This window comes from Aliivibrio sp. 1S175 (assembly GCF_001690985.1).
In the GTDB taxonomy this organism is placed as follows: Bacteria; Pseudomonadota; Gammaproteobacteria; order Enterobacterales; family Vibrionaceae; genus Aliivibrio.
This window is the reverse complement of the sequence record NZ_MAJS01000005.1, coordinates 35,589-50,548: the sequence shown is the minus strand read 5'-3', so window position 1 is coordinate 50,548 and position 14,960 is coordinate 35,589. Positions and strand designations below refer to the sequence as shown.

The following is a 14,960-nucleotide window of genomic DNA, read 5'->3' as shown; positions in this document are numbered from 1 at the left end:
AGTCATATGCATATATGTAATTGTTTACTTTTTAAAAATATAAAATTAAATTTGTTGGTAAATATGAACAAAATTAAAATTTTCTTTAGAAGAGTTACGCCAAAAATAATTTGGAACTTTTTTATTATAATAAAAAGAATTTTTTCAATCAATCGGTCAATACCATTAAGCTTTCTTAAGTTTGGTAAGCAAAAGAATAAAATTATAGCGCTAGGGAATGGCCCTAGTTTATCTTCTGATATGGAGGCTATTTTAAGTAAAGTAACTACGAATGAATTTGATGTGGTTTGTGTGAATAATTTTGCATGTTCAGAATATTTTGTAATGCTAAAACCATCAAAATATGTACTAATTGATGAATATTATTTTTCACCTAATGCTCATGTTTCATGGAAGGAGCAGCGGACAACGACATTTAAGCATATAAATGAGTTTACCACTTGGGATATGACAATATTTGTACCTGCAGTTGCAGATTTAGATGCGATAAAAAGTATAATAAAAAACCCTCTTGTTAAAATTATTAAACTTCGTGTTGCGGGTATTGATTTAGGAGCAAACGCATTTAATAAGTTAGTTTATAATACTGGTTTTTTTGGTCCTTATCAGGTTAACGTTTTAATTTATGCTATTTATATATCTATTTGGGCGAAGTATTCCGAAATAGAAATTTATGGCGCAGATATGAGTTTTCATAAAAATGTAGACGTCGATCAAAGTAGTAATGAATTAATTATAAAGTTCACTCATTTTAATGACCAATCTCATATTGAAAAATTTAATAAAAATCCTGAAAAGATAGAACCTTTTACTATGGTTGAATTTTTAGAATTAACATATAAAACGTTTAGAGCACATGAAATATTAGAATCTTATTCAATTTCAAAAAAATGCAAAATCAAAAATATGTCTAACTATTCACTTATAGATAGTTATTCAAGGCCAGGATTAAATAATGACAAAAGAAAATAATAAAGATATTACAATTGTTATAAATAGTTGTGATTCTTATAGTGATGTATGGCCTTTGTTTTTATCCGCTTTTGGAGAATATTGGTCAGGTTGTGAATATCCAATAATAATAAATACTGAATTTATAAAAGACAATCTGAAAGTAATTGATAAAAACATTGATATACACAATGTTAATAATATTGATGACGCTTGGGGTTCTCGCTTATTACAAACGTTAAATTCTATTTCTTCTGAGTATGTTTTGTTATTATTTGATGATTATATACTAGAATCTGAAGTTGATGATGAGGCTATCAAAAAAATAATATCATTTTTAGATGATAATAAAGATGCTGCGGTTTATTATCTTAATTCAGTTTGTAATCAGACGCATAAAGATGAACCTAATTTACCTTACAGAGTTTTGAAAAATTACGTTGACTATAGGTTAAATTCAGCACCAGCAATATGGCGAAGAAGAGACTTAATCGCTTTAACTGGGGAAGGAGATAACCCTTGGGCTTGGGAAGTTTTTGGCTCTTATCGAACGTATACATACAAAAAAACTTTTTATTCCGTTCCATCTATATCTCGGAATTTATTTCCATATGATTATAGAAAAGGTGGAGCAATATACCGTGGTAAATGGGTTGAAGATGTTGTTGTTCCCAAAATAGAAAAATATCAATTAAATATTGATATTACAACTAGAGGAGCCACATCAAAAATTGTACCAGAAAAAAGAACGTTAATGTGGAAAATTAATTTTTTATTATTAGGGTATAAAATGGTTGGTTTTAAGTCATTGTTTTTTGTATTTAATGCAATTAGAAGTAAAGTTTATGGAAGATAGAAATTCATTCACATTTGCACTATTATCTTACAATCATAGTAAGTATATAATAGAACATTTGGAAAGTATTAAATTTTTAGTTGATAAATATGCTAGTAACATAGATGTTGATTTGATTATTAATGATGATTTTTCAAAAGATAATACTAGAGATAAAATTGATTTATGGCTTTGTCATAATGAAAATATTTTTAAACGAGTATTGAAAATATACAATGATGTTAATTTGGGTACTTGCAAATCGACGTTGAATATAATCAATAATTGTAATACTGATTATATTAAAATCACTGCTGGTGATGATGTTTTTTCTTATGAGAATATTTTTTCTTTTGCAGTTAAATATAATAAGGGAGATATAATATCTGGACTTCCGATTGGTTTAATTAACCATAAGTTAGATTTTAACCATGCTGATGTGTTTAATATTGTAGCATCAGATGTTATTTATTCTAAGGTAGGACATGATAAAAGATTTAAGAGTTTAAGCTTTAATAACGCTCCTAATATAATTTATAATTTAACAAAATTAAAAAGTGATAGTCTTAAACGTTTCTTAGGTAACTATGATGTTGTTGAAGACTTACCTATTCAAATTAATTTAGCTGAAAGCAATGATTTTAAATTCATTCAAGATTATAAAACATATGTATATTATAGAAGAACTGAAGGTTCTACATACATAATAGCTAATGACCGATTTAAAAATGATCAGGTTAAAATTTTCGATTATTTGATAGATAAAGAAAACAATATATTTGATAAGTTAATCTTAAAGAGTAGGAAATATTCTTTTCTTAAAAAAAATAGAGTTCTTAAGAAAATATTTAACTTAGGTATCTATTTATATTTATTAAGACTAATTTTAAATGTAAAAACTATTTTTGTTAAATATCGAAGTGTCATGTCAGATAGTGATATTGATAATCACAAACTGCATTTTGATTTAATAAATAAACGATCTCAAAAATATAATGTAAATTAAATAATTAAGATAAGTTAATGTAACGCTTTTTTAAATAAATAATTATTGTTCACTTGTGGTACTTGGTATTTGTTTAAAAATAGAGAATAAATACGTACTTTTTTCATAATCATAGATTGTTGAGATATAGATAGTATGATTAAGTTACTTAACTAATTGGATCTTATTTAGAACGCATTGTTCGTCCAAGCTATATTTTTTTAGTATCTACGTTTAGTCAAAATGCTACGAATGTTCTGCTTATTCGATTAATGGACTATTAGATTGAAATTATTAATTCTGATAAATAACAAATAATACTCAATACTTGATGAAGTGATGTTATGAAAGAAATGAATAAATATATAGCAGATAACTGCTCAATAATTGTTAACTCATGTGATAAATACAAGGATATTTGGGCGCTTTTTTTTTCTTGTCTCCACGAGCAATGGCCTGAATGTACAGTTGATATTTATTTAAATACTGAAAGCGAAAGTTTTGAATATAAAGATCTGAAATTAATTAAAATTGAAAATGAAAACCGGGAAAGTATGGCTTGGGGTGGTCGTTTTATTGATGTTTTACATTTAATAACGCATAAATATGCCATATGCTTATATGATGATTTTCTTATCGAAAGTAAAGTAGATATTAGTCAAATTAATAGTTGTATTCATTGGATGGAAGATTATGATGATATAGCTGTTTTTTATTTCTTTAATAATATAGGTAAAAATATTAAGGATGACTTATTTAATGGGTTTGAGCTTATAGGTAAGAGAAATGACTATAAGCTTAATTCAGCACCAGCATTATGGCGTATAGAAAAGTTAATCAGTTTAACTGGGGAAAACGATGATCCATGGGCGTGGGAGTGTTTTGGAACGGCAAGAACTTATACTTTAACAGATCGATTTTATTGTACTGAAAAAAATAATGAACATATCTTTGATTATAAACATGAGCTTGGTGGCGGGATTAGAAGAGGTAAGTGGGTATCAAGTGTGGTATCTCCTTTGATAAAAAAATACAATCTTAATATAAACCTTAATGAAAGAGGTATTTCTAGTGAACTTTTATCAAAAGATAAATACAGTTTACATTGGAAGGTGAACTTTATAATTATGGGATTTAAAATGGTTGGATTTAAAGCCTTTATTTTTATAATAAGAGCCATTAAAAGTAAGTTGAAAATATAGGGGAATAAGTTCTTTTATAAAAAATAGTTTGAAGGGAGATTTTGTGTTGGTTTTTTTAAAGGAAAAGTGGAAGTTTATTTTCCCTATTTTACTTGTTGAAATGTACTTGATTTTTACGGTGTTATTGTTGTTTTTTGGTCCTTTAGATTGGAATATTAGCAATAGTATTAAATTATCATCATATTTATTTATGTATCATTTTTCTTTTGTTTTCGGGTACGTGTTTTTTCTATATAAAAAGAAAGACCAAAATAAACCTAAGTCTACGTTCTATGTTGATGGGTTTATAATTGATAATTATAAGTATATATTGATTTTTTCATTTCTAGGGTCAGTTATTTCTTATAAGAATATGACGTTCGGAGAATCTTTAATACCAAGTTCTTTTTTTACTGACTTATATATTGGATTGGTTGAGCCTGCAAAGGCAAGAATTATTTATGCTAAAAATATACTTAATATGGAGAACTTTGGTAATCCATATATAAGCGCTTTCTTATTGTTGTTATCTCCTTTTAAATATATATTATTACCGAGTATAGTGTATTTTTGGCCAAAGTTAAAAACTAGATATAAGGTTTCTGGATTATTTATTTCTTTAATACCATTACTTGGTGGTGTGGTATCGAGTATTAGTGCAATTAATTTCTCTTATTTCTTCATTATAGTGGTTACATTATTAGTTATTGTTTTTCAACAGAGTAATATAAGAAATGTAAAACGTGAATTAATGAGTAGACGCACAATTATTTGTTTTTTAATTTTCATTTTTACTTTCTCTCTTTATCAATTTTATGCAGTTAAATCAGGAGCTAATTTATATCAATTAACTGTTGAGGATACCAGTGTAGAAAGGTTTGATTATTTAGGTGATAAAGGTGTCTTATTTAAGAATAATGATGAGAGAACGGTTTTGTATGACTTTTATGAAAAAATAACGGTATACCTTGTACAAGGATATAAAGGAATGTCTATATCATTGGATTATCCTTTTGATTCAACATACGGTGCTGGACATTCGATATTTTTACAGAGAGTTTTTGAAGATTATTTAGGGTTTAATGTTAGAGAGCATACATACCAAAGGAAAATAACTAGTTTATGGAATGAAAATGTTTATTGGCATTCTGCATATAGCTATTTTGCAAATGATTTTAGTTTTAAGGGTGTTGTGGTTGTTATGTTTTTATTGGGGTATTTATTTGCCTTGCTAATATATAAGATCATTAACTTTAATGACATTTTTTCTAAGTTATTACTACCTTTGTTTGCTATAATGATTTTATATTTACCTGCAAATAACCAAGTTTTTAGTTTTCTTGAATATATGATCCCATTTTGGTTTTTGTTATTTATGATTATAATTTCAGCTTATGTTTATAAAAAATATAAGATACAGATTGTCTCGGAGAAAATATGTTAGTAGAACATTTTAAAAATAAAACATTACTAATAACTGGTGGAACTGGTTCTTTTGGTAATGCGGTGCTTGATCGTTTTTTAGAAACCGATATTAAAGAAATACGCATTTTTTCTCGTGATGAGAAAAAACAAGATGATATGCGTAAAAAATATAACTCACCTAAATTGAAGTTCTATATCGGTGATGTACGTGACTATAACTCAATTCTATCTGCCTCTCGTGGTGTTGATTTTGTTTTTCATGCTGCAGCATTAAAGCAAGTTCCTTCTTGTGAATTTCATCCGATGGAAGCGGTGAAAACGAATGTTCTAGGCACCGAAAATGTGCTTGAAGCTTGTATTGCGAATGAAGTTTCTCGTGTTGTATGTCTGAGTACTGATAAAGCGGTCTACCCAATCAATGCAATGGGTATTTCAAAAGCGATGATGGAAAAAGTTATTGTTGCTAAATCACGTAATGTTGATCCTAGTAAAACCGTTATATCAGCAACTCGCTATGGCAATGTGATGGCCTCTCGTGGTTCTGTTATTCCATTGTTCTTACGACAAATAATGAACGGCGATGCTATTACTATTACAGATCCTAATATGACTCGTTTTATGATGACATTAAATGATGCTGTAGATCTTGTTTTGCATGCATTTATTCATGGTATTAATGGTGATATTTTTGTTCAAAAAGCACCAGCGGCTACAATTGATGTTTTAGTTCAAGCATTAAAAGTGATCACGTCAAAACCTGATCATAAAGTTAATGTGATTGGTACTCGTCATGGTGAAAAGCTATATGAAGCGTTATGTAGCCGTGAGGAGATGTTTGTAGCAGAAGATCAAGGTGGCTACTACCGCGTACCTTCAGATAATCGAGATCTTAATTATTCACAATATGTAGAAGAAGGCGAGCAAGATTTATCTACTATTGAAGATTATAATTCTCATAATACAGATCGTTTAGATGTAGAAGGTATGATTAAATTACTTCATAAATTAGATTTTATTGCTGATATTGAAGCAGGTAGCTTAATCGTCCCTGAAGGTGTGTAATGAAAATTCTTGTAACTGGCGCAAATGGTTTTATTGGTAAAAATTTATGCTTTCAGCTAGAAGAGCAGGGCTTTACTGATATTATTAAAATAGATCGTGGCAATTCAACTGAAGAGCTAAATGAAGGATTACAGTCAGCTGATTTTATTTATCATTTAGCGGGCATTAATCGTCCTAAAAATGAAAATGAATTTAAACTAGGTAATGCGGATTTAACTTCTTATATTATATCTAAATTAGAAGAGTTAAATCGAACTACTCCAATACTCTTAACTTCGTCCATTCAAGCTGAGCAGTCAAATCCTTATGGTGTTAGTAAAGCGTTAGCTGAAGATGCGTTGAATAGCTATGCTGAGCAGTCGGGAGCTAAAGTTTATATTTACCGACTGCCTAATGTTTTTGGTAAGTGGTGTCGCCCGAACTACAACTCTGTAGTTGCTACGTTTTGTCATAATGTTGTGAATGATTTACCGCTAACAATTAATGATCCGTCAGCGAAAGTGCAATTAGTTTATATTGATACGGTTTGTGAGCACTTTATCCATCACTTAAGTAATGATGAGCAAGGTGGGGAGCAATCAATTAAACCTATTTACCCGACAACGGTAGGTGATATTGCTACGGCACTGGAATCATTTAAAGCGAGTAAGACATCTTTAGTGACCGAAAATGTAGGCACTGGTTTTTTACGCGCCTTGTATTCTACTTATATCAGTTACTACTCTCCTGAGCAGTTTTCATATGTCGTTCCAGCTTATACTGACCCTCGTGGTTCTTTTTGTGAGTTGCTAAAAACTAAAGAATCGGGGCAGTTTTCCTTCTTTACGGCGCATCCAGGTATTACTCGTGGCGGCCATTATCATCATACTAAGAATGAAAAGTTTCTGGTGATTAAAGGAGAGGCTAAATTCCGTTTCGAGCATATAGCTACGGGTGAGTGTTATGAGTTGGATGTAACGGGTGAAGATTATAAGGTTGTTGAAACCGTACCTGGTTGGACTCATGATGTAACAAATATAGGAGAGTCTGAGCTTGTTGTTATGTTATGGGCAAATGAGATCTTTGATCGAGAAAAACCAGATACGTTTGCGAAACCACTTTAGTTTAGGAAGAGAGCAATGAAAAAATTGAAAGTGATGTCAGTAGTGGGTACTCGCCCTGAAATTATTCGCTTATCGCGAGTATTGGCTAAATTAGATGAGCACTGTGAACACATTTTAGTTCATACAGGTCAAAATTATGATTTTGAACTAAATGAAGTTTTTTTTAATGATTTAGGTGTTCGTAAGCCGGATTATTTTTTAGATGCTGCAGGTAAAAATGCGGCTGAAACTATTGGACAGGTGATTATTAAAGTTGATCAAGCCTTAGAAGAAATTCAGCCTGATGCGATGTTAGTACTAGGCGATACCAATTCTTGTCTATCTGCGATCCCTGCAAAACGTCGTAAAGTCCCAATTTTCCATATGGAAGCGGGAAATCGTTGTTTTGATCAGCGCGTACCGGAAGAGACTAATCGACGTATTGTTGATCATACTGCTGATATTAATTTAACTTATAGCAGTATTGCTCGAGATTACCTTTTAGCTGAAGGTTTACCTGCTGATCGTGTTATTAAAACGGGCAGCCCTATGTTTGAGGTATTAAATCATTACATGCCTCAAATAGATGCGTCTGATGTGTTATCTCGCTTAGGTTTACAAAAAGGTCAGTTTTTTGTAGTTAGTGCGCACCGTGAAGAGAATGTTGATTCACCAAAGCAATTAGCAAAACTCGCGGAATCACTTAATCGTGTTGCTGAACACTATAACCTACCAGTAATTATTTCTACGCACCCTCGAACTCGTAATAGAATTGAAGCTCAAGGTATTGAGTTCCATAAAAATATTCAGCTATTGAAGCCGTTAGGTTTTCATGATTATAACCATTTACAGAAGAATGCTAAGGCCGTGCTTTCTGACAGTGGCACTATCAATGAAGAATCTTCCATCATGAATTTTCCTGCGCTTAATTTACGTGAAGCGCATGAACGTCCTGAAGGGATGGAAGAAGCATCAGTCATGATGGTAGGGTTAAGTGCTGAACGTGTAATGCAAGCACTGCAAATATTAGAATCTCAACCAAGTGGAGATGAGCGCTTACTGCGTCCTGTATATGATTATAGTATGCCAAACGTGTCTGATAAAATGGTAAGAATAATTCATTCTTACACAGATTACGTTAAACGTGTTGTTTGGAAAGAATATTAAAGAAATTATGGGCTTAAATAGCCCATAATTTTTATCTGGAGCTTTTGTGAAAATTCTTGTTGTTAGTCAGTATTTTTGGCCTGAAAATTTTAGAATTAATGATTTATGTGTCGCCTTAAAAGATCGTGGTCATGAAATAACGGTATTTACCGGTCAACCGAACTATCCTTCAGGCGCTCTTTTTGAGGAGTATAAAAAAGAGCCGGCAGCATTTAGTCACTTTCATGATATGCCCATTATCCGAACGCCTATTTATACTCGTAAAAAAGGCAGTATAAATTTATTACTAAATTATCTGTCGTTTGTATTATCGGGTTCACTCTATGGCCCATTAAAGCTAAAGGGTGAAGAGTTTGATGTCATCCTTGTTTGTCAGTTAAGTCCTGTAACTGCTGCAATTCCTGCGATCTCCTTTAAATGCATTAAAAACATACCAATTGTAATGTGGTCTTTAGATCTATGGCCAGAATCATTAGAGGCGGTAGGGATGATTAAATCTAAAAAAGCATTGAATGTTGTAGGTAGCTTAGTCTCATGGATATACAAGCATTGTGATGTTATTTTGGGTCAATCTGAATCTTATTTAGATGCCGTTCGTCGACGTAGTGGCGATAATACTAAATTAGAGATTTTTCCTAATTGGGCTGAAGACCAATTTAATATTTCCTGTGGAAGAGATAAGGAAGAGTCTATATTGACAATTCTTTTTGCTGGAAATGTTGGAGATGCTCAAGATTTTGAGTCTATTGTTGAATGCGCTAAATTATTGAACGAAAATAAAATTAGTGTTGTTTTTTCTATTGTTGGCAATGGACGTAAGTTTAATTGGCTCCAATCTGAAATAAAAAAATACCAATTAGATGATTTATTTGTGTTACATGGACAGCATCCTTTAGATATGATGCCGGCTTTTTATTCAAAAGCTGATGTCGCATTAGTGTCTTTAAAGCCAAATGATATTTTTGAAAGAACAATACCAGGGAAGATACAATCATATATGTTGTCATCCCTGCCTATTTTGGCAATGCTTGATGGAGAAGGTAAAAAACTGATCGATATTGCTAATTGTGGTTTAAGTTGTTCAGCAAGTGATGCTTACTCGCTATATGAAAATATCAAAAAAATTAGCGAAATGCCGTTGTCTGAAAGAAACACCCTAGGTGCAAACGGAAAGCAATATGCGGATTCATTTTTTAATAAAGAAAAATTGGTTATGCGATTAGAAGCAATTCTAAATGATGCATTAAAGGTTAATTAGTTTGAATATTTTATTATCTGGTGCTACAGGTTTTATAGGGCAGCAAGTGTTGCTTCAGGATAAAGCGAATTGTATTCACCGTTGTGTAGTTAGGGTGTTGAATAAAAACAATGCCCCCTGTGAGACATTTGTTATTGAGGATATAAATAATAATACGTCTTGGACAAATGCATTTAATAATATTGATGCAGTGATACACCTTGCAGGTATCGCTCATAATAAATCAGATAATTTAGATGTGATATTTGAGACTAATACGTTAGGTACATTGAAATTAGCAAGGGACGCAGTAGCTAATGGGGTAACACGATTTATTTTTGTTAGTACCGCTTCTATTTATGAAAATAAAAGCGTATTTTCAGCACAAACTAAATCAAAGTATGATGCTGAAGTTGGCCTCAAAAAAATAGCAGAGGAAACGGGGTTGGAAGTGGTTATTGTTAGACCTACGCTAGTCTATGGATCTAATGCTCCTGGGAACTTTGGGGCATTAACGCGTTTAGTAAATAAAGTATCAGTATTACCATTTGGTCTAGTAAATAATAAGCGTGATTTTATTTCAGTTCAAAATCTCGCAGATTTATTGATTACTTGTGCAAGCGATCCAAAGGCTGCGGGACATACTTTTTTAGCTTCTGATGGGAAAGCGGTATCTATCAAAGATTTTACGGATGCAATTGCAAAAGGTTTAAATAAACGACTTATTCAGTTACCGATCCCTGTTTGGCTCATGAGATTGGCAGGAAAACTACTTGGTAAGTCTGTAATGGTTGAGCAGCTTGTAGGAAATCTTGAGGTTGATTCATCAAATGCACAAGAAGTGTTAGGATGGGTTCCCCCTTATACTATGCAACAAGCAATGCATTTACTTTTAGAGAATAATTAATGATACGTATTTTAGATTTTTTAGCTGCTTTTTTAGGCTTGTTATTTTTATGGCCAATTTTATTGGTAGTTATCATTATAGGCTTATTTGATACGGGGTCTCCTGTTTTTGTCCAAGAGCGAGTAGGGCGTAATAAAAAACCATTTAATTTGATTAAGTTTCGCACTATGTCTGTTGAGACAAAGTCGGTTGCTAGTCATTTAGCTAATAACGCATCTATTACTAAATTAGGTAATTTTTTACGTAAAACAAAAATTGATGAACTACCTCAGTTAATTAATGTGGTAAAGGGTGAAATGAGCTTGGTTGGGCCCCGCCCAAATTTATTTAATCAAGATGAGTTAATTAAAGAACGCGATGCTCTTGGGGTGTATGATGTTCTGCCAGGTGTTACTGGTTTAGCCCAAGTTCAAAATATTGACATGTCTACACCCAAGCTACTAGCTAAAACAGATAGGGAAATGATCGATACGTTAACAGTAAAGAGTTATTTTAAATATATTCTGATGACTGCTACGGGGAGTGGTTCTGGTGACGCAGTTAAATAATAAGAGAATAATTATGCAATTTTTACAACCGATTTGGGGTATGCCAAGGCCGTTAAAGCGTCTTGTTAGTGTCGTTGTTGATATTTTATTTATTATCTTTGCTTTTTGGGCTGCTTTTGCTACGCGGTTGGATGGTATTGAAATCTATATGCAGCAAGTTTCTTATTGGAAATTGTTGGCTATATTAATTCCATGTACATTATTAGTTTTTACTAAAAGTGGTCTATATCGTGCAATTCTTCGCTATTTAAGTTTGCATGCAGTACTGAGTATCTGCGTTTCTGCCATATTTTCGTCTGCGTTTATTGCAGTGTTTTCTTATTTCAATTACCTCTATATGCCGCGTTCGGTACCTGTTATTTATGCAACGTACTTGGTTATATTATGTGGTGGGTCAAGATTAATCGTTCGAGTTTTAGTCTCAGATTTTTTGGGAAAACAAAAAAAGAAAATACTAATTTATGGTGCAGGTTCGGCTGGTTTACAGTTGGCGAATATGTTGCGCCAAGGAAAGGAATTTCATCCTGTTGCTTTTATTGATGATGATAGAAAAAAACATAAAACCACGATGCAAGGTATTACTATTTATAGGCATAAATATCTTGAAAGATTAATAAAAAAACACTGTGTATCAACCATATTATTGGCCGTTCCTTCGGCTTCTATAGTGCAGAAAAAAGTAATTATTGAGTCTTTAGCTAAATTGCATGTCGAGGTTTTGACCATTCCTAATTTAGATGATTTAGTGAATGGGAAATTGTCTATTGGGCAGCTTAAAGAAGTATCTATTGATGATTTATTGGGGCGTGTTGCAGTAACACCTCAAGCAGAATTAATGGAAGCGAATATTAAAGATAAAGTGGTCATGGTTACAGGGGCTGGTGGTTCTATTGGGTCTGAACTTTGTCGACAAATTATTAGAAATAGACCGAATACCTTGGTGTTATTTGAACTTTCTGAATTTAGTTTGTATCAGATCGAGCATGAGTTATCACAAATAATTGCGAATGAACAATTGTCGATAAATGTTGTTCCTTTACTTGGTTCTGTTCAGCGACTAAATAGACTCGCTGCAACGATGAAGGCGTTTAAGGTACAGACTGTTTATCATGCAGCCGCTTATAAACACGTTCCGTTGGTTGAATATAATGTAGTTGAAGGTGTTCGTAATAATATTTTTGGAACAAACTATACTGCCCAAGCTGCGATTGAAGCTCAGGTTGAATCGTTTGTTTTGATTTCAACAGATAAAGCTGTGCGACCGACAAACGTAATGGGCGCAACTAAGCGAATGGCGGAGCTTGGTTTGCAAGCTTTAGCTCAAGTTGAAAATGAAAAAATGAATGGTACGCGTTTCTGTATGGTGCGTTTTGGAAATGTACTAGGCTCATCTGGCTCTGTTATTCCTTTGTTTAAAAAGCAAATTGCACAAGGTGGTCCAATTACATTAACTCATCAAGATATAACTCGTTACTTTATGACGATTCCTGAAGCGGCTCAATTAGTTATTCAAGCGGGAGCTATGGGGAAAGGCGGAGATGTCTTTGTTTTGGATATGGGGGAGTCAGTGAAGATCGCCGATCTTGCTCGTAATCTTATTCATTTATCTGGCCTTCAAGTACAAAGTGATGATAATCCTGATGGTGATATTGAAATTCGATGTACTGGTCTTCGTCCAGGTGAAAAACTGTATGAAGAGTTATTGATTGGAGACAACGTAGGTAAAACAGCTCATGAGCGTATTATGACGGCTAATGAAGAGTTTTTACCTTTAGGTGAGTACAACCAACTACTAAATAATTTAGATTCTGCTTGTCATATATTTGATCATGCAACTATTCGACAATTATTAATTGATGCACCGACAGGCTTTGCTCCTGTAGATGGTATAGGTGATTTAGTTTGGAAGGTGGAGCACGAGTCGAGTACTTCGTTGCAAGACTAGAAACTATAAGATTAAAAGTGAGTACTGCACCTGCTTTGATCTTATAGGTGCGAAGCTGTCTAGTTTCTAGTTAGTAAAGGGTATAGTTTCTAGTACTCTCGCACCTCGTTACTTTTTCTCTTATAATCAAATCAGTTAAATTCCTACAGGATAAATAATAATGAAAATTGCCATTGCTGGTACAGGTTACGTTGGCCTTTCAAATGCGGTGCTATTAGCTCAACACAATGAAGTGATTGCCGTTGATATCATGGCTGAAAAGGTTGAGTTGATTAATAATAAACAATCACCGATATCAGACGTTGAAATTGAAGATTTTCTTATTAATAAAGAACTAAACTTGATTGCAACACTCGATAAAGAATGCGCTTACAAAGATGCTGAATACGTGGTGATCGCAACACCAACTGATTATGACCCAGCAACAAACTACTTTAATACAGGTTCTGTTGAGGCGGTGATTAAAGAAGTGATGGCAATTAATCCAAATGCGATTATGGTGATTAAGTCTACGGTTCCTGTAGGGTATACCGAACGTATTAAGCAGGAATTAGGCTGCGATAATATTATCTTCTCGCCTGAGTTCTTACGTGAAGGCCGAGCGTTGTTTGATAATCTTCATCCATCTCGTATTATCGTTGGTGAACAATCTGAGCGCGCTCAAGTCTTTGCTAATTTATTGGTACAAGGTGCAATTAAAGAAAACATTGAAGTATTACTAACGCACTCTACAGAAGCAGAAGCTGTGAAGTTGTTCTCTAACACGTATCTTGCTTTACGTGTTGCGTATTTTAATGAGTTGGATTCTTACGCTGAAGCTCATGGATTGAATGCCCGTCAGATTATCGAAGGGGTGGGTTTAGACCCTCGTATTGGTAATCACTACAATAATCCATCGTTTGGTTATGGCGGCTACTGCCTACCAAAAGACACTAAGCAGTTATTAGCGAATTACCAAGAAGTGCCGAATAATATTATTGGTGCGATTGTTGATGCTAACCGTACCCGTAAGGATTTTATCGCTGAATCTATCATGAAGCGCAACCCTAAAGTGGTGGGTATTTATCGTTTAATCATGAAAGCGGGTTCCGATAACTTCCGAGCGTCTTCGATTCAAGGCATCATGAAACGCTTGAAAGCCAAAGGCATTGAAGTCGTGGTGTATGAACCTGTACTTAAAGAAGCGGATTTCTTTAATTCTCGTGTGATTGAAGATTTGAATGAATTTAAGCAAGTGTCTGATGTGATCGTATCCAATCGCATGATGGAAGAATTAGCTGATGTTGAGGGTAAAGTGTATACCCGTGATTTGTTTGGTAGTGATTAAAAGCAGGGCGCTTCGCTGCTAGATACGAGGAAGGACTTCGTCCTAGAGGGGCGAGTAAGAGCTTAGAGAGCGGATATGACTGGTTTGGTTGTGTCCGCTTTTTTGTTTTTGGCTATATACAGCGCTAGCTAGAAGCTATACGCTGCACTAACTAGAGACTATAAGATCAAAAACGAGTACCGCGTTTGCGTTTGATTTTATAGGAGCGAAGCAGTCTAGCTTCTAGTTAGCAAAGCGTATAGGCTCAAATTATTTATAACCTTGACTCCTAATCAGGACCATAGGACCGCTCTTCCCGTTCTTAAAAA

General features: G+C 33.3%; 13 protein-coding genes. All 13 read left to right on the top strand.

The window, feature by feature from the left end; genetic code table 11:
- Positions 1-63 precede the first annotated feature (63 nt).
- The 13 genes from A6E06_RS00945 to A6E06_RS00885 all read left to right on the top strand — a co-directional run bounded on the left by A6E06_RS00945 (position 64) and on the right by A6E06_RS00885 (position 14,652).
- Positions 64-972 carry a hypothetical protein gene (locus tag A6E06_RS00945; RefSeq protein ID WP_141676857.1) on the top strand — a complete coding sequence of 303 codons (909 nt, stop codon included), beginning with the start codon at positions 64-66 and terminating at the stop codon, positions 970-972.
- A complete protein-coding gene (locus tag A6E06_RS00940) occupies positions 956-1,807 on the top strand; it encodes a hypothetical protein (protein WP_065594396.1) in 852 nt (283 codons plus the stop codon). The genes A6E06_RS00945 and A6E06_RS00940 overlap by 17 nt, the downstream gene beginning before the upstream one ends.
- The gene (locus tag A6E06_RS00935; RefSeq protein ID WP_176713266.1) at positions 1,797-2,792 is read left to right on the top strand and encodes a glycosyltransferase family A protein; all 996 of its coding nucleotides are present in this window, start codon (positions 1,797-1,799) and stop codon (positions 2,790-2,792) included. Before A6E06_RS00940 ends, A6E06_RS00935 begins: the two co-directional genes overlap by 11 nt.
- Before the next feature lie 323 nt (positions 2,793-3,115).
- Positions 3,116-3,973: a hypothetical protein gene (locus tag A6E06_RS00930; RefSeq protein ID WP_065594394.1), complete on the top strand. Its 858-nt coding sequence runs from the start codon at positions 3,116-3,118 to the stop codon at positions 3,971-3,973.
- Between the two features lie 43 nt (positions 3,974-4,016).
- Positions 4,017-5,396: an O-antigen polymerase gene (locus A6E06_RS00925; protein ID WP_065594393.1), complete on the top strand. Its 1,380-nt coding sequence runs from the start codon at positions 4,017-4,019 to the stop codon at positions 5,394-5,396.
- Positions 5,390-6,439 (top strand): polysaccharide biosynthesis protein, encoded by a 1,050-nt coding sequence (locus A6E06_RS00920; protein WP_065594392.1) that lies wholly within the window; start codon positions 5,390-5,392, stop codon positions 6,437-6,439. Before A6E06_RS00925 ends, A6E06_RS00920 begins: the two co-directional genes overlap by 7 nt.
- Positions 6,439-7,542: an NAD-dependent epimerase/dehydratase family protein gene (locus A6E06_RS00915; RefSeq protein WP_065594391.1), complete on the top strand. Its 1,104-nt coding sequence runs from the start codon at positions 6,439-6,441 to the stop codon at positions 7,540-7,542. Before A6E06_RS00920 ends, A6E06_RS00915 begins: the two co-directional genes overlap by 1 nt.
- A 15-nt stretch (positions 7,543-7,557) precedes the next feature.
- A complete protein-coding gene (gene wecB, locus A6E06_RS00910) occupies positions 7,558-8,688 on the top strand; it encodes a non-hydrolyzing UDP-N-acetylglucosamine 2-epimerase (RefSeq protein WP_065594390.1) in 1,131 nt (376 codons plus the stop codon).
- A 46-nt stretch (positions 8,689-8,734) separates the two neighbouring features.
- Positions 8,735-9,946, top strand: a complete 1,212-nt coding sequence (locus A6E06_RS00905) for a glycosyltransferase family 4 protein (RefSeq protein WP_065594389.1) — start codon at positions 8,735-8,737, stop codon at positions 9,944-9,946.
- A gap of 1 nt (position 9,947) precedes the next feature.
- Complete coding sequence (locus A6E06_RS00900) at positions 9,948-10,832, top strand: NAD-dependent epimerase/dehydratase family protein (protein ID WP_065594388.1); 885 nt, start codon at positions 9,948-9,950, stop codon at positions 10,830-10,832.
- Complete coding sequence (locus A6E06_RS00895; protein ID WP_065594387.1) at positions 10,832-11,380, top strand: sugar transferase; 549 nt, start codon at positions 10,832-10,834, stop codon at positions 11,378-11,380. The genes A6E06_RS00900 and A6E06_RS00895 overlap by 1 nt, the downstream gene beginning before the upstream one ends.
- A gap of 13 nt (positions 11,381-11,393) precedes the next feature.
- On the top strand, positions 11,394-13,325 hold the full coding sequence (locus tag A6E06_RS00890; protein ID WP_065594386.1) for a nucleoside-diphosphate sugar epimerase/dehydratase: 1,932 nt from the start codon (positions 11,394-11,396) through the stop codon (positions 13,323-13,325).
- A gap of 160 nt (positions 13,326-13,485) precedes the next feature.
- Positions 13,486-14,652 (top strand): nucleotide sugar dehydrogenase, encoded by a 1,167-nt coding sequence (locus tag A6E06_RS00885; RefSeq protein WP_065594385.1) that lies wholly within the window; start codon positions 13,486-13,488, stop codon positions 14,650-14,652.
- Positions 14,653-14,960: the final 308 nt, after the last annotated feature.

Excerpts from the sequence above, each read along its gene's own strand:
- A6E06_RS00890 (WP_065594386.1), top strand. The coding sequence starts at position 11,394 with ATGCAATTTTTACAACCGATTTGGGGTATGCCAAGGCCGTTAAAGCGT.
- A6E06_RS00930 (WP_065594394.1), top strand. The coding sequence starts at position 3,116 with ATGAAAGAAATGAATAAATATATAGCAGATAACTGCTCAATAATTGTT.
- A6E06_RS00915 (WP_065594391.1), top strand. The coding sequence starts at position 6,439 with ATGAAAATTCTTGTAACTGGCGCAAATGGTTTTATTGGTAAAAATTTA.
- wecB (WP_065594390.1), top strand. The coding sequence starts at position 7,558 with ATGAAAAAATTGAAAGTGATGTCAGTAGTGGGTACTCGCCCTGAAATT.
- A6E06_RS00920 (WP_065594392.1), top strand. The coding sequence starts at position 5,390 with ATGTTAGTAGAACATTTTAAAAATAAAACATTACTAATAACTGGTGGA.
- A6E06_RS00935 (WP_176713266.1), top strand. The coding sequence starts at position 1,797 with ATGGAAGATAGAAATTCATTCACATTTGCACTATTATCTTACAATCAT.
- A6E06_RS00885 (WP_065594385.1), top strand. The coding sequence starts at position 13,486 with ATGAAAATTGCCATTGCTGGTACAGGTTACGTTGGCCTTTCAAATGCG.
- A6E06_RS00945 (WP_141676857.1), top strand. The coding sequence starts at position 64 with ATGAACAAAATTAAAATTTTCTTTAGAAGAGTTACGCCAAAAATAATT.
- A6E06_RS00895 (WP_065594387.1), top strand. The coding sequence starts at position 10,832 with ATGATACGTATTTTAGATTTTTTAGCTGCTTTTTTAGGCTTGTTATTT.
- A6E06_RS00940 (WP_065594396.1), top strand. The coding sequence starts at position 956 with ATGACAAAAGAAAATAATAAAGATATTACAATTGTTATAAATAGTTGT.